The following is a 20,857-nucleotide window of genomic DNA, read 5'->3' as shown; positions in this document are numbered from 1 at the left end:
GGTCTCCTGTTCGTGTGGCACTGGACCGTGTGGCCGGGCCGGACGTTGATTGGCAGGAGAAAGGCGCCGAAGGCCTTGCGGCCTCCGGCTCGGGAGGACGGAACCACCCGTGGGCTGATTGGCAGGCCCGGTCGTCGCTAGAACCGTCTGCTGTCAGCAATCGCACCCGGCGCATGTCGTGGTTGGCGCCGGCATCTTCTGGCGCACATCCGCGCACAAAAGGAGCCCAGTTTTTCGCCGTTGGGCACGGCATCGAATACCGCTGACCACGAAGGGTCTCCGGGTGGCTCGCAGCCTGGCAAGCCATCGGGGGACCCTTCGCAGAGGCGGAAAAATGCAGATCAGCAGAACGCGCGGGAGGCGGTTCGCGGAGAAGCTACCTTCAGGTCCCGCGGCCGGGGACGGCCGGGCGGGACGCGCACACGGACAAGAGAAGGCGTTGCGCGCTGGGCGTCCCGCAGGGCGTGCGGGACATGGGCCACGCCGCCGATGGCGGGCACGGCTCTCGGGGAGCGGGGTCGGTCAGGAGCCCTTGCGGCCGCTGCTGCGCGGACGCGAGGCACCGCGCTTGGACGTGCCGGTTTCGACCTGCAGCGTGCCTTTGCAGTCGGGGTAGCGACTGCACGACCAGAAGGGGCCGGTCTTGCCGGTGCGCTGACGTGTCGGAGCGCCGCACTGCGGGCAAGCGGGTCCCTGGGGAACCTTGATGGACAGCGAGGTGCTGCCGTACTGCGCGATCAGTTGCGAAATCCATGCGGCCTGCTTGGCGATGAACACATCCAGGGTGAGCTGTCCGGCCTCGATCATGTCGAGCGCCTGCTCCCACACGGCGGTGGTTCCGGGGTCGGCAATCGCCGCGGGCACGGCGTCGATCAACGTGAATGCCGCGTCCGATGCACGGATGGAGCGTCCTTTCTTCACGATGTAGCCGCGGGCGATCAGCCCACTGATGATGTTGGCCCGTGTCGCCTCGGTGCCGATGCCGACCGTATCCTTGAGCTTCTGCTTCAGGCGCGGGTCCATCACCAGCTTGGCGACCCCCTTCATGGACTTGACCAGTTCGCCCTGCGTGTAGGGCTTGGGCGGCATCGTCTTGAGCGCCTTGATCTCCGCTTCGGCCACCCGGCACGCCATGCCCTCGCGCAGCGCGGGGAGCACCTGGCTGCGCGCCGTGGCTTCTCCATCCTCGTCCGCTTGCGGCTCGGCCAGCACCAGGCGCCAGCCCTTGACGACCACCTGCTTGCCGGTGGCCGCCAGCTTCTGTTGGCCGCAGGACAGCTCGGCGACAGTGCGGTCGAACTCATGGTGAGGGAGGAACTGTGCCAGGTAGTGCGCCCGGATGAGTCGGTACACGGCCAGCTCCTTCTCGCTCATCGCAGAGAGGTTTGCGGGTTCGAGCGTCGGGATGATGCCGTGGTGCGCCGTGACCTTGCCGTCGTTCCAGGCGCGTGAGCGCTGGGAGCGGTCGAGCCGGCCCACGGTGGGATGCAGCGAAGGGTCGGTTTTGAGCAAGCTGTCCAGGACCGTGGGCACCTCGGCGAACATGCTTTCGGGCAGGTAGCCCGAATCGGAGCGTGGGTACGTGGTGGCCTTGTGCGTCTCGTACAGGGCCTGGGCGATCTCCAAGGTCTCCTGCACGTCCAGCCCAAGCTGCTTGGAACAAACCTCCTGCAAGGTGCCCAGGTCAAATAGCAGCGGCGGGCCTTCGCGCACGCGCTCGGTCTCGACCGATACCACCTGGGCGCTGCCCGCAGCGCGGATCTGCTGCGCGGCCTGCTGCGCGACCGGCTGCTGCAGACAACGGCCGGCGTCGTCCGTGGAGCCATCGGGCGGAACCCACTGCGCGCTGAAAGCCTGACCGCCCGCGGACAAGGACACGTCGATAGCCCAGAACGGCACCGACTTGAACGCCGCGATCTCGCGGTCGCGATCCACGACGAGCTTGAGCGTCGGTGTCTGGACACGCCCGACCGACAGCACGCCGTCGTAGCCTGCCTGGCGGCCCAGCACGGTGAACAACCGGCTTAGGTTCATGCCCACGAGCCAGTCGGCGCGCGAGCGCGCCAGCGCCGAGTAGTACATCGGCAGCGTGTCGGACGACGGCCGCAGCTTGCCGAGCGCGGTGCGGATCGACGCATCGTTGAGCGCCGAAAGCCATAACCGCTCGATGGGGCCGCGGTAGCCGCACAGGTCAATGATCTCGCGGGCGATCAACTCGCCCTCGCGGTCGGCATCGGTGGCGATGACCAGATGGGTCGCCTTCGCCAGAAGCGCCTTGACGACCTTGAATTGCGTGGCGGTCTTCGGTTTGACCTCGACCCGCCATTGCTGGGGAATGATGGGCAACTGCTCCAGGGACCAGCGCTTGAGCGCCGCGTCATAGACCTCGGGCGCGGCCGCTTCTACGAGATGGCCGATGCACCAGGTGACGGTGACGCCGGAGCCGCTGAGACAGCCTTCACCGCGCTGTGTCGCGCCGAGAATCCGGCCAATGTCTTTGCCCTGGGAGGGCTTCTCGCACAAGAACAGCCGCATGTCCGTCCATCCGATTTCCGTGGTTCGTTGAGTTGCTGGAATCGAGGATGCCGAGCACCACCAGGGGCAGCAGCAAACAAGCCGCATGCGGTGGCGACCACTTTCACGGGATGGAATGGCTGGGACGAGAGTGGCGTGCGGCCGGGCGTGTACGGGCCGGGAGCCGCGATTTTCGGGAGCGCGTGGAAGTCGGTGGACGTTGATGGAGCTATCCCCTGGGGATAGCTCGCGAGGGCATCGGGGCGACGGACAACTGCCGCCGCCCCATGGCTGTCACTTCCTGCGCTTCGGCTCCTTCGGCGCGGTCGGTTCCTGGGCGACCTGGGAATTCGGCTGCGCGTCCTGCGCGGTCTCCTGCTGCCTGGGGCTGAGGATCACGGACTCGATGCGGAACGGCAGGATGCCGACGCTGCGGGCATTGATCTGCCAGGTTTCGCGCGGCTGATCGTCGTTGTCCGTCCAAGGTTCGCGCTCCATGCGACCGACGACCAGCACGCGCATGCCCTTCTGGTAGAGCTCCTTCCAGTGCGCTGCGTCGCGGTGCCAGATTTCCACCGGCGCCCAGAAGCCGCCGCGATCCTCGAAGTCGCCGCCCTTGGTGGGGACGGGGTTGTCGAAATACACGTTCAGCCGCAGCAAGCGCCGCGGCTCCTCGTTGCCGTTGGGGAACTCCCGGTACTCGGGGGGCGAGCCGATGTTGCCCTCGCCAGAAAAATGCGTGCTCATGTTGCAATCTCCTTGGTGGTTGAAATACCCGCACCTGGTCGGTGACGGGCGCGTGCTGGGTTGCCCGGCGCGATCACGGATCACGCAGCGCGGGTGGGGTGGACTTGAGCCGGCGCAGGTAGGCGTCTTCCGCCGCGGCGGCTTTGCTGGCGCACTCCTGGGCCTGCCTGCCCAAGGTGTGCAACAGGCTGACCTGCATGTTCAGCGTGATGCGCTGAAGCTCGATCGCGTGCAGGTCGGCGAGTAGGTTGACCGGCGTGCTGGTACTCGCCATCAGCTCCTGCCACAGGGCCACGCCCATGGCCGAGCGGTCATGCTTGCGCCAGCGCAGAAAGGTCGTGCCTGCGCCAGTGGTCTGCTGGGCCAGCTCGATGGGCAGCAGGTGGAAGGGATGCCCGATCGCCTGTGGCAGCACTTGTCGCTGCGCCAAGCCAATCAAGTTGTCGCGCATGGCGAAACACTGGCTGGCCCATGCCTCCAAGTCCCCTTTACCTTTAAAAGGCTTTAAAAGGCCTTTTAGAGAGCCTGCGTGTTCCAGCCTCATGAAGGCTGGGTGTTGCAGGGCGCGGATGTAGCGGGTGTCGCGGTTCGGGTCGCTCATGCCTGCTCGTCCTCGTCGGCCGTCACTTCGGGGTCCTCGGTTGCGGCGGCCTCGTCGCTGGGGGATGCGGTGGCGGCAGGACCGTCACCGCGCTGCTGCAAGCCACGGCGCGCGATGGGCGGCGCGAACTTCGAGCGGCGCGTGCCTTCGAGCACGTCCTGCGGCAGTTCGCCGAATTTCTCCAATGCCCCCCGGGCTGCGGCATTCTTTGCAGCGAAGTCGTCGCGTGTGCAACCCGAATAGCGGTACTGCTGGGCCAGGCTGAAAAGACTGCGCAGCGCATGCGCGCCTTCGTTGAGCCAGCGTTCGAGCGTCGAGCGATCGATCAGCGCAGTGTGGTGCGCGAGGATCAACTTGCGGGCGATGTCGTCGTAGTCGGCGAGCAGATACACGGCGGCAAAGCCGAGCTGCGCATTGACGAACAGCGGCAGCTTGACGGGTTGTACGTTGAGGTTCTCGCCCAGGGTCAGTGCCGGCGGCACGCTCGCCAGGGCCTGGTCCACCTGTTCGCGCAGCGATTGCAGCGTAGCCTTGGTCTGGTCGAGCTTGTCCTCGATGCGCAGCATCCAGAAGTCGCTGTACGGGTCGTCCTGCTCCGAGCCGCGCCGCATCTTGTTCATCTGGGCGATGTAGCCGTTCAGGCCGACAATGCCAGGTCGCCCCTCGGCGGCAGCGCGGCCGTGCCAGATGCGCGAGGCGTGGTGGGTGTGCAGCGTCAGCGACATCGCGCTGCGCAAGGAGCCGAGGTTCAGCTGCAGAGGTTCATTGGTTGCCATGGTGTCCGCTCGTTGTGGGAAAAGAGCGGCCAGCTTCGGCAGGAAGCGGAAGGCAGTCAGTCAACAAACCGAAACCCGCCCGTCCCCGGTTCACGGCGCGGCGGTCGAATGCGTCGCGAGCTATCCCCAGGGGATAGCGCCATGGAGCGCCAAGGAACGCTGCGCGCCTGGATCAGCGTGGACAGGGCCGAGCCCGCGGCAGGCGATCGAGGCATGGCTTGCAGCGGTTCGACGTCGTAGCTGTCAGTGGAACTATCCCCAGGGGATAGTTCCATGGAGCGCCAAGCAACGCTGCGCGCCCGGATCAAGCGCGGATAGGGCCGATCCCGCCGCAGGCGATCGGGGCTTGGCGTGCAGCGGTTCGACGTGTAGCCGTCAGTGGAACTATCCCCTGGGGATAGCTCTACTGGAAGCCACTGGCATCCACTTCACCGGCTTGCAAGCCCGCTCACTTGCTGGCGAGCAGGTTGCGCAGCCGCTCGATGTGCTGCCTGGCGACTTCTGGCGGCACCGGCTTGCTCTGTGGCTGGGATGGTGGCGGTGCTGGTGGTGGCCGCTCATTCGGCGGAGCGTGTGCCGATGGCGCGTCTTTCTTGGCCCAGGCGTTGAACTCGCCATGGATGGCCCGCTGGATGATGCCGAACAGATACCCCGCGGGATTGCGGATGCCGCGGCTGCTGCATCGAGTGGCCCATTCGTCCAGCACGGCCTGCCTCAGCGCGGCATCGACTTGCTGCAATGCCACCCGCGCACCTGTCTGCTGCTCTGCCTTCAGTTCCGCGAAGCGTTTGGGCCATTGCAGGTCACCCAGCGCGCGCGCCTGCGCGGTAGTACGTACTTCATTAATACGACTACTACGTACTGTACGGGCCTGCTTCGGATTCCGAAGAGAGGCGTCTGGCGCGGGTTTCGGCCCTGCTTCGGATTCCGAAGTGGGGTCATCGGGATTCCGAAGAAGGCTCGTCGGCCCTTCTTCGGAATCGTGAGCGGCATCCTCCTGTGGATAACTTTCGGTCGCCGTGATGCCTTGGCTGGCGAGGCGTTCGGCCAGGACCTGCAGCCGTGACGGCAGCGTGCGGCCGGAGAGCAGCGGGTCTTCCGCGATTTCCTTGAGTGTGTGCAGGCCGACCATCTGGACGGCCTTGGCCGAGTGGCCGAGGGACTGGCTGACCAGCGCCAGGTAGTCGGCGTCGAGCTGCATCGCTTCAAAGGGCGTCAGCGGCTCGTCATGCAGGACATAGAGGTTGCCGAGGATGCGGCCGGTCTTGGGGTCGCGCCGTCGCCGCACCAGGCTCAGCCATCGGGTGAGGCGCAGCAGCGTCAGGGCTCGCGCCACGGTTTCGTGTGAGGCTTGCCCGGCGCAGGGCATCGACGCCAGCCAGGGCCGAAGCTGTTCATACGTCGGGAACGCCGTCACGCCATCGTCGTTGAGCATCAGCCGGAAGACCTGCCAGGCGTTGCGCTCCAGCGGCGTCAGGCGACGGTCGAGGAAGAGCCGCCGCGGTACGGTCTCGTGCCGGTTGCCACTGAACAGGAAGGCATCGCCAGACGCCGGGCCTGTGGGCATCGCGACAGGCGTGGGGTGCGAGGGGGGCGGGTCGGTTTTGGGCTTGGGCGCAAGGTCGTTCAGCGCAGCGTCGAACAGGTCTGCGAGTGCTGTGAGGCCACGACGTGGTGCGGTGTCGTCCACGGCCATGGTCAACCTAATCCCTGATCGACCCAGCTCTTGATCGAGGCCCAGACCACCGAAAGAGGCAGCGACATGCTTTCTGCCAAGTCCATGGTGGCGTCGAGGATGGAGGTTTCGTCTTCGAGATCGACGTTCCTGCTGCTGGTCACGGCCTTCCATTGCCGCCACAGCTCCGTGTCCTGCTTCTCGTCCAACACGGGATGGCGGCCCTTGCGCTTGGGCAGGCCCAGGATTTCGCGGCGAAGCGCTACCTCCTGGTGGGTCAAACCATAGAACCGGCTGACCATCTCGGTGCTCGCACCCAGCCTGAGCATGCGATCGACCGTGGCGATTTCCTTCTCCACGTCCTGCGCCTGCTTGAGCAGTCGCCGAAGGACCTCGCGGTTGACCGTCACGGAGCACCAGGAGACGTTGGCGTTGGCCAGCACGCTGATCAGCGCGGGATGCTTGAGGGCGTCCAGTTCTTCCTCGCCAAACCCCATCAGCTTGCAGCGGCGCAGCTGCCCATTGCGCAGGTCATAGAGGGCCTGGGCGATGACGGCCTGGTTGAGTGGGTGTGGTGCGGACATGCTGGTCTCCCTCGGTCACGTTCCAGGGGCGGCAGCGCCGGCGTCCAGGTCGAGCAGACGGCGGGCCAGCCGCAGCAGCCGGAACAGCTTGACCAGTGCGGTGTCGCTCAGCCGCCGGGTTGCATGCCCTTGTCCATGCAGCAGTGCCGACAGGTCGATGACGAATTGCGCGTTATCCAGGCCGACATCGGCGGGCTGCTGACCGGCCAGACATGCCAGCAGCGCCAGAGCGGCACGGCCAAGCGGCCCTGGGTCCTGGGCGTAGGCACGGCAAGCGAAACCGATGCCGTCTGGACTGTCTTCGATGCACTCGTCCAGGCCGGCGTCACCCGCGATCTCGCGCGCGAACTGCGCGACGTGGATGCGCAGGCGCTCGGGCGTCTCCAGACTCGCGTCGATGTACCAGACATCAGAGATCGGATAGAGCCCGCCAGCTTGCACGGGGATTGACTGCAAGACGTTCGCCGAGAAGTCGGGCGGCAACGCATCGCCCAATTGGTCGGCGACCATGCGCTGGATGGACTGGAGCCGTTCGGTCGTCGGCGCCGGCGAGACGATGTGCTCCTGAAGCCGCTGATGATCGGTTGCCGGACTCGCCGTCCTCGCCTCGTTGGCATCTGTGTCGCTCTCTCGCGCTGAGGGGGCAGACGCGGGGCCTGCAGGCTGCGCTGCCGATACGGGCTCTGTGGTAGGCGGCGCGGTGTTGGCAGGTGGACGCGCGATAGCCCCAGGCTCCGGCAAGGCGAGCGGTGTCGAGGGTGGCGTCGGATCACTGACCAGAGCGCGCTGGCGGCTCTCGGATTCGGTCATGTCCAGCGCGAGCACGTCGTAATCGACGCCCAGCAGCTCGGCCATCTGGCCGATCAGCTCGTCCTGTACGCGCTGCGCGGAGAACTCATCGGCCTGCACATCAAACTGCGACAAGACTTCCTGGAAGAACTCGTCGAAGTCCTGGACCGGCGTGCGGCCCTTGGCGTAGCGCTCCCACGCGAACATGCAGGCCTTGCGCATGACCGACAGGCGTTCGACCTGGTGGCGGCCGAGGCCAGCATAGAGCACGGCGGGGATCGCGGGCAGGAGGTAGCGCACCGTGTCGTTCATGCGGCTGATGTGCGACTGCTGGACCGGGAAGCCATCGGCCGCAAGGCGGCGGGCCAGTTCGGATTGGCTCAAGGTGGTGCCGCTTTCCTGCTCGTAGAACTCGCGCGCCTTCTCGACACCGAGAGCGCGCTCGATGAACGTGAGGCCGCCGCGCAATTCGTTCTCGGCCAGATGGCCGGTCAGCATGACAACTTCGCCACGACTGGGCCACGGGCGGAACAGGCACGATATGCGGAAGAACCGCTCGTCCTTGGTCTCCGACCACAGCTCCCGCAGGATGGCCAACCGCGTGTTGCCGCCGTTGCGGATGATGTAGTGTTCCTCGCCAGGCCGTCGGGTGATGGCCGGTGCCGCGTCCAGCCCGCGCTCGCGGATGGACGCCTTGATGTCCTCGTAGGCCGGATTGCGCTTCTTGCGTGGGTCGTGGTCGTAGGGACGCAGTTGGTCGAGGGTCACGACCATGGGCGTGTCGGCGATCGGGTCGCTCAAGGCCGCCGCGGACGGACCGCTGCGCTCGAACCCCGCTGCGAGCAGTTTGCCGGCCATTTGCTGGGAGGTGATCTCAGCCATGGCAGCCTCCCTGCGCCTGGGATCGGGCCTCGCGCTCGGCGCGGCGGATTTGCGCGCGGGCGTTGAGGGCCGCTCGGTGGTCGCTGGCCGTCGAACTGGTGTAGATCGCGGCGCAGCCTGCCTTGGTGAATTTGAGGTGGCCGCCCGGCGTGCGCTTGACGTGCCAGCCCTCACCGACAGCGAATTCGATCAGGGCGCGCAGCCGCTTGTGGCCTCGGGCCAGTTCATGTGCGTTCGCCATGGGGCCTCCCGGTATCAAGAGGGAATGGCGGGCGGCCGGACACCGCGGCAAATCGGTGCTGCCATTGCGGGAACAGTTCGCCAGCGAGGTCGCGCATGGTGTGGAGCGCGGCGGGGGCGACTCTGCCCGGTGGCTGGCGGTACTCGACCCGATGCACCGGCAGGCCGCGTGTCGCGGCGCGCGGATAGGCCTCGATGGCCGGCACGTCGGTGGTCAGCACCCGGATGCCGGCATGATCTTGAAACAGGTCGCGCAGGGCCTGTTGGATCAGCCGAGCGTTCGCCGACACCGGGTGGACGCGGTTGATGAGCAGATGCAGCGCCGGTGGTTCGATGCCCAGGTGCCGGTACGGTGCTATGTCTTCGAGCAACTGCATGGTGCCGCGCCGCAACTCGCGGGCCGCGAGGATTTCCGGGGTCACGGGCGACAGCGCAACGTCGGAGGCGAGCACCGCCATCTCCAGCAGCACGGAGCGCGCGCCCTGGGTGTCGATCAGCACCAGGTCATAGAGCGGAGCCAGGATCGGCAGCAGGTGCCGCAGCCGCAGGCGCCCATCCGGCGCGTGCAGCAGCAAGGTGTTCAACTCGCCCCGGTGGTCGTTGGACAGCACCAGGTCCAGGCCCGTGATGATCGTGCGGGACACGAGCTGGCCGAGGTCACGCTCGTTGAAGGCCAGCAACTCGTAGATGCCGCCAGGCGCGCGGTGGCCCAGTTCGTAGTAGGACGACAAGGTGGGCTGCACGTCGAGATCGATCAGCAGCACGCGCAGCCCCGCATCGGCGACGAGCCCGCCCAGGTTCGCGGCCGTGGTGGTCTTGCCGACGCCACCTTTCGTTGAAATGATGGATACGACCTGCATGGCGTTCTCCGTGTGAGGATGGAAGGTCCGCGGGAGAACGGGTCAGGCCCGGTTGTTGACGCGCTCGGCGATCCACTGGTCGATTTCGATGGAATCCCAGCCGACGGCACGCACACCCAGGCGCAGCGCCTGCGGGAACTGGCGCTTCTTCATCAGGTTGTAGATGTGGGCACGTTTGAAGCCGGACTTCGCTTCGACTTCTTCCAGGCGCAGGATGCGGCGCTCGTTGGGCGGCAGTACAGGTGTTTGCGACATGGCGGTCACTCCTGAACGCTCAGTGGCGTTTGTTGGCGTGACCTCTATTCAATAGACACGGCTGCGGAAAGACATTGCAAATGCAATCTCCGCGATTGCACATACAAGCTGGAAATCCTCAGAGCGTGGCGCTATGCAGCCGGCGCCTGGCCGTGGCGAACTTGCCGTTCAATGTCCGCTCGGCGATACCCATGACGCCGTGGTGATGGGCGACCAGTGCGCTGACCACGGCCTCCTGCGTCTTGAAGCTGGAGTACGGCGTGCCCGATGGCGACTGGCCGAGCATCAACTCCAGCATGGCCCCGATGATGTTCAGGTAGGTGGCCTCGGCCCGATCGCTGATCGGGCACTGCGCGCAGGCGGGGATCACCGTGGATTGCTTGAGCAGCGCATTGTGTTTGTCCTGCAACTCGCGAAGTTGGCGTCTGGACTGCTCCAAGGCGGATTTCAGCGCCAACTGTTCGACCAGCATGGCTTGCCCGGTCTCCAGCGAGATGACCGGATGGGCGATGCGTTCGCTGCGCGAGAATAGAAAGCCTGGCCGGTGCTCGGGGTAGTGCTGGTGCATCCAACGCTTCAGATCGACGTGGCGAACGGTGAGATCAGGGGAGTCGATCAAAGCGGGATCATGTGTCGTGATGCCGTTCTCCCCGAACGGCAACTCCCCGTTAAGGATTCCATCGTAGATGCGGTCGGTGTACAGGCGAAGCTCGCTCCAACGGGGACAATCTAACGACTTCGGTAGGTTCCTTGGCGACGAGATCGAGGCCAGGACAAGATGTTTGAACCGCAGCAACCCGGCCCACCTGATGGAGGCTTCAATCGGGCGATAGAACACCTTGGTTAGAGGTGGTTTGTCGTACATGCTCCCATCTCCTTCTAGGAGAACTACATAGCGACTCCTTTGGTGCCAACCTCATGGTCGGCCTCTGCAGAAGCGAGATCCGAGATCCGCTTGTTCATGGTCTTAATTGCGTCTCTACGGTTCGCGTTGCTGGTAGCCGGCGCGTGTTCGATGTGCAAAAATCTATTGGTCAAGTGAAGGCCGAGCATCGGGAAGCAAGCCCGACAGTGACGCTCACGCTATCAGGGTCGTAAGAAGTTGCGGCCTCTGCAAAACCGCCTGGGTATGACCTGATATGCCAGCGGTCTCAAGGGATGCGAAGAGGGCGCAATCCCCATCCAACGTCCAGTCAGACGCAGCGAATCCGCTCCCGTCATTCTTATCCTGGCATCCTGATATACCCATAAAGAATCGCGCGCCTACCCATCATGGCTAGGGTGTGCGTTCCTTTGGCGCGGCCTGCTCCGGTGAGTGCCACAGTGCGCCGGTGCGTGTACTTCCACGGTGGCATCCGAACTGCGCCGAGATCGGCGACATCGGAAGGCTGCTAGCTGGTCGGCATCGCATTCGATGTGGAAGCAGAGAACTGGTGTGGCGAGTTCGAGGCCGTCCGTATGGCGATGTTGCCGAATGCGGCTCCGGTGCGGAGTGCACGTCTCTGGACGTCGTTGGATTTCTTTGGACGAACTTGTTGCCGGGGACGAAAAACAAGGCTACAATTGAGGTCTTCGCTAGCCACCTCAGCGAAGAAAGTGTTTGGGAAACAACGACTTAGCGTCCTAGTACACGTCTCGTCTCCCGCTCCAGATTTTATCTGGCAGCGTGTTGTACGGCGAAGCGCTGCAGATGCAGGACAATGCGGGAGTAGCTCAGTTGGTAGAGCGCAACCTTGCCAAGGTTGAGGTCGCGAGTTCGAGACTCGTCTCCCGCTCCAAGTAATGGGGAAGCCACGCTTCCCTTTTTATTTGATGGACTGATGGTCCTCGAATAAAAAATCTGTCGCTTGCCTCACGGCATCCGGACAGTCCGCTTTTGGCGCGATAGCAAAGCGGTTATGCAGCGGCCTGCAAAGCCGTTTAGGCCGGTTCGACTCCGGCTCGCGCCTCCAAGTAGAACGAGATAAAGCCCCGCTTCGGCGGGGCTTTTCTTTTTCTGCGTCACTTTCGTTCCACCCGGAAAGTCGCCGAGGCGGATCGCTTGCGCATGACGTTCGCCTTTTCTCCACGACGTAAAAATCAGTGATGTCCGGATGGACGCGGCGCGTGCAGTCGACTGGCCGCCGATGCGGTCAATTTTTTGGCGCGTGTGGTACAGTCGGCAGCGGCGTAACACCACGCCTCCATTCCGCGGAAAGGGTTCATACCCAGGTCGAGCATTTCACCGCATGTTCATGCGACTCCCAGCCGATAAGCGGATACGGCTGCCTCTGGAGATCGTATGCGTCAAGATCCTCGCGCCACGGCGCAAAACGGTCATATCGACCTCGTTCGGCAGCGCAAGCGTGCCAAGCAACTTCTCAAGCAACTCCAGGCGGGAACTCCAGTTACCGGACCGGGCGAGTACCTGCGCCGTGCGGCGTCCCCCGTGCTTGCCGATGCCCAATGGCTGATCGCTCGCGAACTGGGATTTGCCAGCTGGCCGAAACTCAAGTCGCATGTGGACGCCGTCGAGTTCGCCGCACGGCATCCGGAATTTGCCGCCAATGACACGGCAGATACCCAACATTGGCGTTGTGGAAACGACATCGCGCATAGTCTGGACGTAGCCGGATTTCGTGGGGAATTCCACATGTTCGCCGATCCGTACTGCATGGGCCCGGTTCCCAGGCTGGAGCCGGAGGCGTTCATCGACACGCGTTGCGAATTCATCAGCCAGTGTTTCGACATCCCGCTGCCGGCGGTTCGACAGCGCGCGGCGACCGAGTATGGCGCGTTGTCGAAGCTGTCGCGGGCCAGGCATGCCGTACTCTGGTGCGAAGCGGATGCGTACGATCAGCTCTTCCTGATCGCCGTTCTTGCAAACATGACGCGACGGCCGGAATCGTTGGAACTGGTCGAGATCGACAGCGTGCCGGGCGTCGATCGTTTCGTCGGCCTGGGGCAACTGGCGCCGCAGGTGCTCGCATGGCTTTGGCCTCGTCGGCGTGAGCTGACCGACGACGCGTTTTCGCTTGCACGCGAGGCCTGGGACGCCTATCGCGATGCGACTCCGCTTGCTTGGGCGGCGCTTTGCAAGGAGGCGAGTCCCAGCCTTCCGCTGCTGGCCCCGGCACTGAGGCGCCAGTTGCAGGAGTTGCCGTCGGCGCGTGATGGCCTCGGTCTGACGGAAAGACTTGCGCTGGAGATCGTTCGCGACGGTGACGGACTTGCCTGGTCGCAGGTGTTTGCCGAGTTGAACCTGCGTCGCGATCCGCTGCCGTTCCTGGGTGACGCGATGTTCTACGCGATGATGCGCCCGTTGGTCGAAGGCGCCTGTCCGCTGATCAAGGTGCACGACGAACTGCCCGAGCGAGAAAAGTGCATCGTTGGCCTGACCCCGGTTGGCGAGCAGGTGCTGCAAGGAAAGGCATATTGGCAGGATCACTGCGACGTGCCGCGCTGGGTGGGCGGCACGCAAATACTGCCGCGTAGCACCCATTGGGCCTTGGATGACAACTTCACACCTGTGCTGCGCCATCGTTTTGACTGAGCAGGGGCAATCGACTGATCGCGGTTCGCGATAGCCATGTCCGACCGGCTGCAATCACCTCATCGCGGATGCGGAAGTTTTTGTCCGGGTGAGCGCGAGTGGCGTTGATCGGGTTGCGTCGGTGCATATGTTCGGCGTCGCGAGCCATGAAGCGGTGTCGGCCTGCAACGCCTTGTGCGGGTGGGCGCTTCCAACTCGCGCTCGCGAAAAAAAGCCCCGCTTCGGCGGGGCTTTTTCGTCTCACGCGTCGGCCCTGACACGGGCAGGTTCGGAAGGACGTGCAATTCTCCTGAATGCTTGTTCCGCCATGGGGTGGGCCGATGCCGGAAGCGCGCGACGATGCCGCTCAACCATCCACCGGCTGTGCCGGCGTTTCGAGCGTCAACTGATAGAACGCCGCGTCGAGCCACCGGCCGAACTTGAATCCCGCCTGCGTGACCGTGCCCGAGTGCACGAATCCCAGCTTCGTATGCAGTGCGACGCTCCCCGCATTGGTTGCATCGATGCAGCCGACCACCACGTGCACCTGCGCTTCGCGCGCGCGCCGGACCACTTCGCGCAGCAGCACCTCGCCAAGCCCGCGACCGCGCTGGTCGCGATGCACGTACACGCTGTGTTCGACCGTGTACTTGAAGGCGGGAAACGCACGGAACGTGCCCCAGCTTGCGAAGCCAAGCAGCGTTCCCGACGCGTCGACCGCGCCGATGACCGGGAAGCCGCCCGCACGCTTCGCCGCGAACCACGCGGCCATTGCTTCCGGCGGACGCGGCTTGTAGTCGTACAGCGCGGTCGAGGTCGCGATCGCGTCGTTCAGGATCTCGAGGATGGCCGGCGCGTGCTCGGCCTCGCTGCAATCGATCAGGCGCACGTCGTCGCGCTGTTTCGGGGAATTCATAGAGGCTCCTGTGGGCAGTAATGGAGTCGCGCGCACGGCGGCTGCGACGACGCGTTCATCAGGGATTCCGCACGCCGGCGGCGGCAGACGCATCGCAGATCACGACGACATAGCGCGCGGCCTGCGACGACGGATTGCTGAAAATCAGCGGCTGGTCGAGCCGCATGGCCAGACAGTCGCCTTCGTGGAGTTCGTGAAGCGCGTCGCCGAACGTGACGTCGACGCGGCCGCTGACGACCCACACCTGCTGATGCAGCGCGCTTTCGCGCCCGCCACTGTCGTACGCGACGCGCGCACCGGGCGGGAAGTCCACCTCGACGAGCTGGATCGGTGACGGCCAGCCGGCCGGGGAGAGGTTGCGTCGCACATAGCCGGACGCCGGATCCCGCCATTCGGCCTGTTGCGCACGGCGTACCAGCGGTTGCGCGGGCGTGTCGTGCTGATCGCCGCCGAACAGCCCGGCCAGCGACACGCCGAGCCCGGCCGCGAGCTTGTCGAGCACGACAGCCGTCGGGCTGGCCGATGCGCGTTCGATGAGCGAGATCATCGAACGGCTGACGCCGGAGCGCGCGGCCAGCGCATCCAGCGTGTAGCCTCGCACGGTGCGCAGGTCGCGCACGCGCCGGGCGATGCGTTCGTTGATGCCGGTATCGTCGGCAACGGTGGTGGCTGATTCTTTCATGATGGATTTATTTTCTAGCAAACTGGAATTTGCTGTCAACGGGGTGGATGGTTGCCGGCCGACGTCTCGACGGAGTCCGAATGGCTTGCCCGGCAGTCGGGCTAGGCGTAATATACGATTCGACTACGTTTCGTTTAATTGGGGATATATGGGTATCATCAAGATTTCCGAGCACATGCACGAGCGGCTGCGCTCGACCAGCACGGCGCTGAGCCGCTCGATCAACGCGCAGGCCGAGCACTGGCTTCGCGTCGGGATGCTCTCGGAACTCAATCCGGCGCTGTCCTATGGCGACATCTGCCGGATGCTGATCGAGGCCGAGGCGCGGGGCGGCGAGGCGGGGCCGGCGGAACCGGTCGAGCACGGCATCGAGCAGGTGGCGTAATGGCGAAGCGAGAAATCCCGATCCGCGGCGCCGCGGAAATCGCCAAGTCGCGCGAAGCCGCGAAGCTCGCGTCGCAGGTGCTGGAGATGCTCACCGAGCACGTGAAGCCGGGCGTCACGACCGACGATCTCGACGTGCTGTGCCGAAACTACATCGTCGACGTGCTCGGCGCGATCCCGGCCAACATCGGCTATCACGGCTATCCGAAAACTGTGTGCGCGTCGGTCAACCACGTCGTGTGCCACGGCATCCCGTCGTCGCGGCCGCTGCGCGACGGCGACATCGTGAACCTCGACATCGCGGTGATCAGGGACGGCTGGTTCGGCGATACGAGCCGCATGTATTTCGTCGGCGAACCGAACGAGCTCGCGCGGCGGCTCGTTGCGACGACCTATGAGGCGATGCACGCGGGCATTCGCGCGGTGCGTCCGGGCGCAACGCTTGGCGACGTCGGCTACGCGATCCAGCAGGTCGCGCATCGCGAAGGATTCAGCGTGGTTCGCGAGTATTGCGGGCACGGCATCGGCGATGTCTATCACGACGAACCGCAGGTGCTTCACTACGGCCGCCCGGGCACCGGCGTACCGCTCCGGCCGGGGATGATCTTCACGATCGAGCCGATGCTCAACGCGGGCAAGCGCGACACGCGCATGCTGGCGGACGGCTGGACGGTCGTCACGAAGGACCATTCGCTGTCGGCGCAATGGGAGCACATGGTCGTCGTGACGGAAACGGGCTTCGAGGTGCTGACCGAGGACGCGAAGCCGCAGGCGTTCCCGGCGCTGTCCGGCACGCACGCCGCCTGACGCCGGCCGGGCGCCGCGAAGCGCGGTGCAGCGGCTCAGCGAAACGGGCCCCTTTGCGGGGCCCGTTTCGTTTTCGTTCGAGGTCGCGCGGCGCGATTCACGCGCGAACGCGGCGACCGGCTGCTCGGTGGAGGGGGGCGGCCTGGCCGCCGCTCAACCGCGCGCCTTTTGCCATGCGGATTCGACGAACACCCGGCACAGTGCTTCCATCCCCTGGCGGTCTTCATCGTCGAAGCGCGCGGCGACCGGGCTGTCGACGTCCCACACACCGATCAGCGTGCCGTCGCCGGCCACCAGCGGCACGACGATTTCCGATTCCGATGCGGCGTCGCATGCGATATGGCCGGGGAAGTCATTCACGTCGCGCACGACCTGCGTTTCGCGCGTCTGCGCGGCCGTGCCGCACACACCTTTGCCGAGTGCGATCCGCACGCAGGCGGGCTTGCCCTGGAACGGCCCGACCACGAGTTCCGTTCCGTCGAAGAAGTAGAAGCCGGCCCAGTTGAGACGGTCGAGCGAGTGGTAAACGAGTGCGGCGAAGTTGGCCGCGTTCGCGGTCAGGTCGCGTTCGGACTCGACGAGCGCGCGCGCCTGCTCGACGAGCGTCGCGTATTGATCGGCCTTGGAGGCGTGGGTGTCGTTGGACAGCGTGAACATGGCGGGAAGGCGGTCAGGGTTGTGGAATGCGCGATGCGCGTACCGCAGTCTACGGCACGCGCGTCCGGTTTGCAGCGCCTGGTCACGCGTGACGCGGCGCGCTCAATCGGGTTCGAGTTCGGCAAACCGTTCCGCCAGAAAGTCGAGCAGCGCGCGCACCGCGGGCAGCAACCCCCGGCGCGACGCGAACACCGCATGGACGATCTCGCGGCGTGGCGCCCAGTCAGGCAGCATGGTCGTCAGCTCGCCGCGCGCGACCTCATCGCGCACCATCATCGTCGGCAATTGCACGATGCCGACGCCCGCGACGGCCGCCGCGCGCAACGCGAGCATGCCGCCCGTCACGAAGCGCGGCTGGTGATGGATTTCCGCGTGAGCGCCGTCCGGCCCGCGCAGCCGCCACACGTGCGCGGACTGCGGGATGCCGTGATCGAGGCTGGGCAGCCGTGCGAGATCGGCGGGAACGGCCGGTGCACCATGCTCGCGCAGCAGCGCGGGGCTTGCGACGAGGCACTGGCCGCGCTCGGCCAGCACGCGCAGCGCGAGATCGCTGTCTTCGAGCGGCGGCGGGCGTACGCGGATCGCGACGTCGATCCCTTCGCCGACCACGTCGACGCGCCGGTTGGTCGCTTCCAGATGAATTTCGACGCGCGGGCACGCGATCATGAACGCGGCGATCATCGTGCCGACCAGCGAATCGAGCAGCACGATCGGGCAACTGACGCGCACGATGCCGCGCGGCTCCTCGTGCAGCAGCGCGATCGCCTCGTCGGCCGCATCGGCCTCGACGAGCATCGCGCGGCAATGTGCGTAGTAGGTCTGGCCGACGTCAGTGACCGTGAAGCGGCGCGTCGAGCGCTGGATCAGCCGCATCCCGAGCCGCGCCTCGAGCAGCGCGATGCGGCGGCTCAGCTTCGATTTCGGCATGTCCAGCGCCCGCCCGGCCGGTGCGAAGCCGCCGTGTTCGACGACCTGCACGAAGTAATAGAGATCGTTCAGATCCCGCGCTTTATCGTTCATGAAATGGAACGCTGAGTGCGATTTTGGCAGTCTACCGGATCGATCGTTCCACCACTATATTTCTACCCAGGATGCGAAACACGTGTTTCGCCGCAATTCGGAGAAGGCAATGAAGAAGATCCAGGGTGTGTACAGTGCGCCGCGCGGCCATTGGGTCGGCGACGGTTTCCCGGTGCGTTCGATGTTCAGCTACCAGTCTCACGGCGCGCACCTGAGCCCGTTCCTGCTGCTCGATTACGCCGGCCCGGCCACGTTCGAGCCGGGTTCGCCCTCGACGCCGCGCGGTGTCGGCCAGCACCCGCACCGCGGGTTCGAGACCGTGACGATCGTCTATGACGGCGAGGTCGCGCACCGCGACTCGACCGGCGCCGGCGGCGTGATCGGCCCGGGCGACGTGCAGTGGATGACGGCCGCGAGCGGGATCCTGCACGAGGAATTTCACTCGGAAGGGTTCACGAAGAGCGGCGGCCCGCTCGAAATGGTGCAGCTGTGGGTGAACCTGCCCGCCGCGGACAAGATGGGGGCGCCCGGCTACCAGACGCTGCTGAACGCCGACATCCCCGTGGTCGAGCTGCCGGACGGCGCGGGGCATGCGCGGATCATCGCGGGTGAACTCGACGGGCGGCGCGGCCCGGCCCGCACGCATACGCCGATCGACGTGTGGGACGTGCGGCTCGTGGGCGGCGGCCATGCGCGGTTCCCGGTCGCCGAAGGGCGCACGCTCGCGGTGGTCGTGCTGAGCGGTACCTTGCAGGTGAACGGCGAGACGGTTGCCCGCGAAGCGCAGTTCGTGCAACTCGGCCGCGACGGTAGCGACGTCGAGATCGAAGCGAACGGCGACGCGAAGCTGCTGATCCTGAGCGGCGAACCGATCGACGAACCCGTCGTCGGTTACGGGCCGTTCGTGATGAACTCGCAAGCGGAGATCCGCACCGCGATCGAGGATTTCAACAGCGGCCGTTTCGGCCAGATGCCGGCATGACGGACAGGCCCCGCGCAATGCGGGGCTTTTTTTCGCGCGCGCGCAGTCGGTCGCGCGGTGAGTGCGCTTCGAGTCATAATCGACGATTGCCGCGCGCCGGCCGGCGCGCCCGAATCAAAAAGAACCGACCATGAACGCATCTGCATCCGCCGCATCCCCAAGCGCCGCCGATCTCGACTGGTGCTGGAAATCCTTCGACGCACTGACGGCGCGCGAAGTCTATTCGATCCTCGAAGCACGCAGCGCGGTGTTCGTCGTCGAGCAGAACTGCGTGTATCGCGACATCGACGACGCGGACCAGGCCGCATGGCACCTGGCCGCCTTCGATCCGGCCGGTCGCCTGGCCGGCTATCTGCGTGTGCTGCTGCCCGATGCGCAGAACACCGACGTACGCATCGGTCGCGTGCTGACGACCGCCGCCTTTCGCGGCGCGGGCCTCGGCAACGGGCTGCTGGCGTGCGCGCTCGAACATATCCGCGCGCAGTGGCCGGATACGCCGGTGAGCCTGCATGCGCAGGCCCACTTGCAGCGTTTTTACGGGGCATTCGGCTTCACGCCGAGTTCGGACGTGCACGACGAGGACGGCATCCCGCACGTGTGGATGAGCAGCGCGCGCGCGTAATGCGCGATGCGCTGCGCAGCCGTCAGCGCGCGGCGTGCGCGACCGACGGCCGGTCCGTGCGCTGCGCGGCCCGTTCGCCGATCAGGCGGCCGCGGGCGGACAGCCGCAGCCAGTGCCGCAGCGCGATCAGCGCGCCGATCACGCTCATCATCGAGCCGGGAATCCACAGCAGCAGGCCGCCGATCTGCTGATCGCGCAGCGGGCTCAACCACGTGAACGCACGGCCGCAGATCGAATAGATCGGATACAGTTCGTGCGGCGTGAAAAAGATCAGCGCACCGAGCGCGATCTGCGGCGGGATCGCCGCGACGACGATCAGGATCCGGCGGCCCGGCGACAGCCGTGCGGGCGGCGCGGGACGCGGATCGACGACGAGCCACCAGAACAGCAGTCCGTCGATCACCATGCTCCAGTTCATCACGCGATAGAGACGCCAGTCGAGCATCGCGATGAAGTGGATCGGCGACAGCAGCCAGAAATAGATCAACCCGACGAACAGCACGACCGCGACGACGGGATGGAACACCACGTCGAGCGTCGCTCGCATGGGCGCCCATGCGAGCGCGGGGCGCACGAAACGCTGCCGCCAGCGAAACGGGATGCCCGCGCGAATCGCCGCGCCCGGATAGGACAGCGCGATGAAGAACGGCCCGAGGTGGTGCAGCACGAGGTGCTGCGCGCGGTGCAGGAAGAACTCGTGCTCGAAGAAATAGTCGAGCCGCGTATGCAGCGCGATGTAGAGCGCCGTCAGCCCGAACCAGAACGAGAACTGCCGCAGCGGCGACACCTTCGCCTTCTTCACGCCGCGCGCGAACAGCACGGCAGCGGTCAGCACCGCGATCACCACGGTGGGCGACGGTTCCCACGGATCGAGCCAGTACAGGACGTTCATCGCGCGCGCATCACTTTGCCTGGGCCGGCGACTTCACGGCGAACGGCGCATCGACCGTTTCGCCGTCGGAGAATTTCAGGCGCAGGTGCACGGTGTCGCCCGGCTTGATCGCGTGCTTCGGCTCCTCCAGCATGAAGTGGTAGCCGCCCGGTGCGATGTCGACCTTGCCGCGCGCGGGGATCGTCAGCTTGTCGACCATTTCCATCTTCTGCGTCGAGCCGTTCGAGACGGTCTGGTGCAGCATCGCCATGCCGTAGTCGGGGCTGTCGACGTCGACGAGATCGACGGGCTTGTCGCTCGTGTTCACGAGCGTCACGTAGCCGCCGGCCGGCAGCTTGTTCGGCAGCCAGCGTACCCATGCGTTCTGCGCGGTGATCGCGCCGGCGGCATACGCGTGGGCGCCTGCGCACAGCGCGGCGAGGAGGGCGAGCGTCTTGAGTGTCGTTTTCGTTTTCATGTCT

The 20,857-nt window shown here is 65.5% G+C and carries 22 protein-coding genes and 2 tRNA genes; 7 read left to right on the top strand and 17 right to left on the bottom strand.

Features of this window, described 5'->3' with window-relative positions:
* Positions 1 to 522: 522 nt before the first annotated feature.
* From QZM67_RS33175 to QZM67_RS33125, 11 genes are all read right to left on the bottom strand, one after another.
* The gene (locus tag QZM67_RS33175) at positions 523 to 2,535 is read right to left on the bottom strand and encodes a DNA topoisomerase III (RefSeq protein WP_034032947.1); all 2,013 of its coding nucleotides are present in this window, start codon (positions 2,533 to 2,535) and stop codon (positions 523 to 525) included.
* 273 nt (positions 2,536 to 2,808) lie between these two features.
* Positions 2,809 to 3,261, bottom strand: coding sequence for a single-stranded DNA-binding protein (locus tag QZM67_RS33170; protein ID WP_058199404.1), 453 nt, complete (start codon positions 3,259 to 3,261; stop codon positions 2,809 to 2,811).
* Positions 3,262 to 3,334: 73 nt separating this feature from the next.
* Positions 3,335 to 3,862 carry a DUF3158 family protein gene (locus tag QZM67_RS33165; protein ID WP_034030434.1) on the bottom strand — a complete coding sequence of 176 codons (528 nt, stop codon included), beginning with the start codon at positions 3,860 to 3,862 and terminating at the stop codon, positions 3,335 to 3,337.
* Entirely contained in the window at positions 3,859 to 4,638 is a 780-nt protein-coding gene (locus QZM67_RS33160; RefSeq protein WP_034030432.1) for a PFL_4669 family integrating conjugative element protein, read from the bottom strand. Before QZM67_RS33160 ends, QZM67_RS33165 begins: the two co-directional genes overlap by 4 nt.
* Positions 4,639 to 5,086: 448 nt before the next feature.
* Positions 5,087 to 6,334 (bottom strand): STY4528 family pathogenicity island replication protein, encoded by a 1,248-nt coding sequence (locus tag QZM67_RS33155; protein WP_034030430.1) that lies wholly within the window; start codon positions 6,332 to 6,334, stop codon positions 5,087 to 5,089.
* Positions 6,335 to 6,336: 2 nt separating this feature from the next.
* On the bottom strand, positions 6,337 to 6,897 hold the full coding sequence (locus QZM67_RS33150) for a DUF2857 domain-containing protein (RefSeq protein ID WP_034030429.1): 561 nt from the start codon (positions 6,895 to 6,897) through the stop codon (positions 6,337 to 6,339).
* 15 nt (positions 6,898 to 6,912) lie between these two features.
* Positions 6,913 to 8,568 (bottom strand): ParB family protein, encoded by a 1,656-nt coding sequence (locus QZM67_RS33145; RefSeq protein WP_034030426.1) that lies wholly within the window; start codon positions 8,566 to 8,568, stop codon positions 6,913 to 6,915.
* Positions 8,561 to 8,809 carry a hypothetical protein gene (locus tag QZM67_RS33140; RefSeq protein WP_034030424.1) on the bottom strand — a complete coding sequence of 83 codons (249 nt, stop codon included), beginning with the start codon at positions 8,807 to 8,809 and terminating at the stop codon, positions 8,561 to 8,563. Before QZM67_RS33140 ends, QZM67_RS33145 begins: the two co-directional genes overlap by 8 nt.
* Positions 8,793 to 9,668: a ParA family protein gene (locus tag QZM67_RS33135; RefSeq protein ID WP_034030422.1), complete on the bottom strand. Its 876-nt coding sequence runs from the start codon at positions 9,666 to 9,668 to the stop codon at positions 8,793 to 8,795. The genes QZM67_RS33140 and QZM67_RS33135 overlap by 17 nt, the downstream gene beginning before the upstream one ends.
* A 42-nt stretch (positions 9,669 to 9,710) precedes the next feature.
* The gene (locus tag QZM67_RS33130; protein WP_011347600.1) at positions 9,711 to 9,923 is read right to left on the bottom strand and encodes an AlpA family transcriptional regulator; all 213 of its coding nucleotides are present in this window, start codon (positions 9,921 to 9,923) and stop codon (positions 9,711 to 9,713) included.
* A gap of 118 nt (positions 9,924 to 10,041) precedes the next feature.
* Positions 10,042 to 10,788: a hypothetical protein gene (locus QZM67_RS33125; protein WP_034030533.1), complete on the bottom strand. Its 747-nt coding sequence runs from the start codon at positions 10,786 to 10,788 to the stop codon at positions 10,042 to 10,044.
* Between the two features lie 837 nt (positions 10,789 to 11,625).
* Between QZM67_RS33125 and QZM67_RS33120 the strand changes: the two genes are divergently transcribed.
* The 3 genes from QZM67_RS33120 to QZM67_RS33110 all read left to right on the top strand — a co-directional run bounded on the left by QZM67_RS33120 (position 11,626) and on the right by QZM67_RS33110 (position 13,455).
* Positions 11,626 to 11,701 (top strand) — tRNA-Gly (locus QZM67_RS33120).
* A gap of 100 nt (positions 11,702 to 11,801) precedes the next feature.
* Positions 11,802 to 11,875 (top strand) — tRNA-Cys (locus QZM67_RS33115).
* A 329-nt stretch (positions 11,876 to 12,204) separates the two neighbouring features.
* The gene (locus tag QZM67_RS33110; protein WP_301809863.1) at positions 12,205 to 13,455 is read left to right on the top strand and encodes a DUF1835 domain-containing protein; all 1,251 of its coding nucleotides are present in this window, start codon (positions 12,205 to 12,207) and stop codon (positions 13,453 to 13,455) included.
* A gap of 346 nt (positions 13,456 to 13,801) precedes the next feature.
* Here the strand turns inward: QZM67_RS33110 and QZM67_RS33105 are convergent, their stop codons facing one another.
* Positions 13,802 to 14,350, bottom strand: coding sequence for a GNAT family N-acetyltransferase (locus QZM67_RS33105; RefSeq protein WP_301809860.1), 549 nt, complete (start codon positions 14,348 to 14,350; stop codon positions 13,802 to 13,804).
* Positions 14,351 to 14,408: 58 nt separating this feature from the next.
* A complete protein-coding gene (locus QZM67_RS33100; RefSeq protein ID WP_301809859.1) occupies positions 14,409 to 15,032 on the bottom strand; it encodes a helix-turn-helix domain-containing protein in 624 nt (207 codons plus the stop codon).
* A gap of 148 nt (positions 15,033 to 15,180) precedes the next feature.
* Here QZM67_RS33100 and QZM67_RS33095 point away from each other — a divergent pair, with 148 nt between their 5' ends.
* A complete protein-coding gene (locus QZM67_RS33095) occupies positions 15,181 to 15,417 on the top strand; it encodes a ParD-like family protein (RefSeq protein ID WP_043182015.1) in 237 nt (78 codons plus the stop codon).
* Positions 15,417 to 16,223 carry a type I methionyl aminopeptidase gene (gene map, locus QZM67_RS33090; protein ID WP_301809856.1) on the top strand — a complete coding sequence of 269 codons (807 nt, stop codon included), beginning with the start codon at positions 15,417 to 15,419 and terminating at the stop codon, positions 16,221 to 16,223. The genes QZM67_RS33095 and map overlap by 1 nt, the downstream gene beginning before the upstream one ends.
* 153 nt (positions 16,224 to 16,376) lie before the next feature.
* Here map and QZM67_RS33085 read toward each other — a convergent pair whose 3' ends face one another.
* Together QZM67_RS33085 and QZM67_RS33080 are read right to left on the bottom strand one after the other, a co-directional pair.
* Positions 16,377 to 16,880, bottom strand: a complete 504-nt coding sequence (locus QZM67_RS33085) for a GAF domain-containing protein (RefSeq protein WP_301809854.1) — start codon at positions 16,878 to 16,880, stop codon at positions 16,377 to 16,379.
* A gap of 102 nt (positions 16,881 to 16,982) precedes the next feature.
* Positions 16,983 to 17,900, bottom strand: a complete 918-nt coding sequence (locus tag QZM67_RS33080; protein WP_301809853.1) for a LysR family transcriptional regulator — start codon at positions 17,898 to 17,900, stop codon at positions 16,983 to 16,985.
* Between the two features lie 109 nt (positions 17,901 to 18,009).
* Here QZM67_RS33080 and QZM67_RS33075 point away from each other — a divergent pair, with 109 nt between their 5' ends.
* Positions 18,010 to 18,882: a pirin family protein gene (locus tag QZM67_RS33075; RefSeq protein WP_043183104.1), complete on the top strand. Its 873-nt coding sequence runs from the start codon at positions 18,010 to 18,012 to the stop codon at positions 18,880 to 18,882.
* A 130-nt stretch (positions 18,883 to 19,012) separates the two neighbouring features.
* Positions 19,013 to 19,504, top strand: coding sequence for a GNAT family N-acetyltransferase (locus tag QZM67_RS33070; protein ID WP_301809850.1), 492 nt, complete (start codon positions 19,013 to 19,015; stop codon positions 19,502 to 19,504).
* A 22-nt stretch (positions 19,505 to 19,526) separates the two neighbouring features.
* Here the strand turns inward: QZM67_RS33070 and QZM67_RS33065 are convergent, their stop codons facing one another.
* Both QZM67_RS33065 and QZM67_RS33060 read right to left on the bottom strand, forming a co-directional pair.
* Complete coding sequence (locus tag QZM67_RS33065) at positions 19,527 to 20,396, bottom strand: cytochrome c oxidase assembly protein (RefSeq protein ID WP_301809847.1); 870 nt, start codon at positions 20,394 to 20,396, stop codon at positions 19,527 to 19,529.
* A 10-nt stretch (positions 20,397 to 20,406) separates the two neighbouring features.
* Positions 20,407 to 20,853, bottom strand: coding sequence for a copper chaperone PCu(A)C (locus tag QZM67_RS33060; protein ID WP_011351435.1), 447 nt, complete (start codon positions 20,851 to 20,853; stop codon positions 20,407 to 20,409).
* Between the last annotated feature and the right edge of the window lie 4 nt (positions 20,854 to 20,857).

Source organism: Burkholderia sp. AU45251 (assembly GCF_030482905.1).
GTDB lineage: Bacteria > Pseudomonadota > Gammaproteobacteria > Burkholderiales > Burkholderiaceae > Burkholderia > Burkholderia aenigmatica.
Note: the sequence above shows the minus strand (reverse complement) of the source record. Positions and strands in the feature narration are given on the sequence as shown.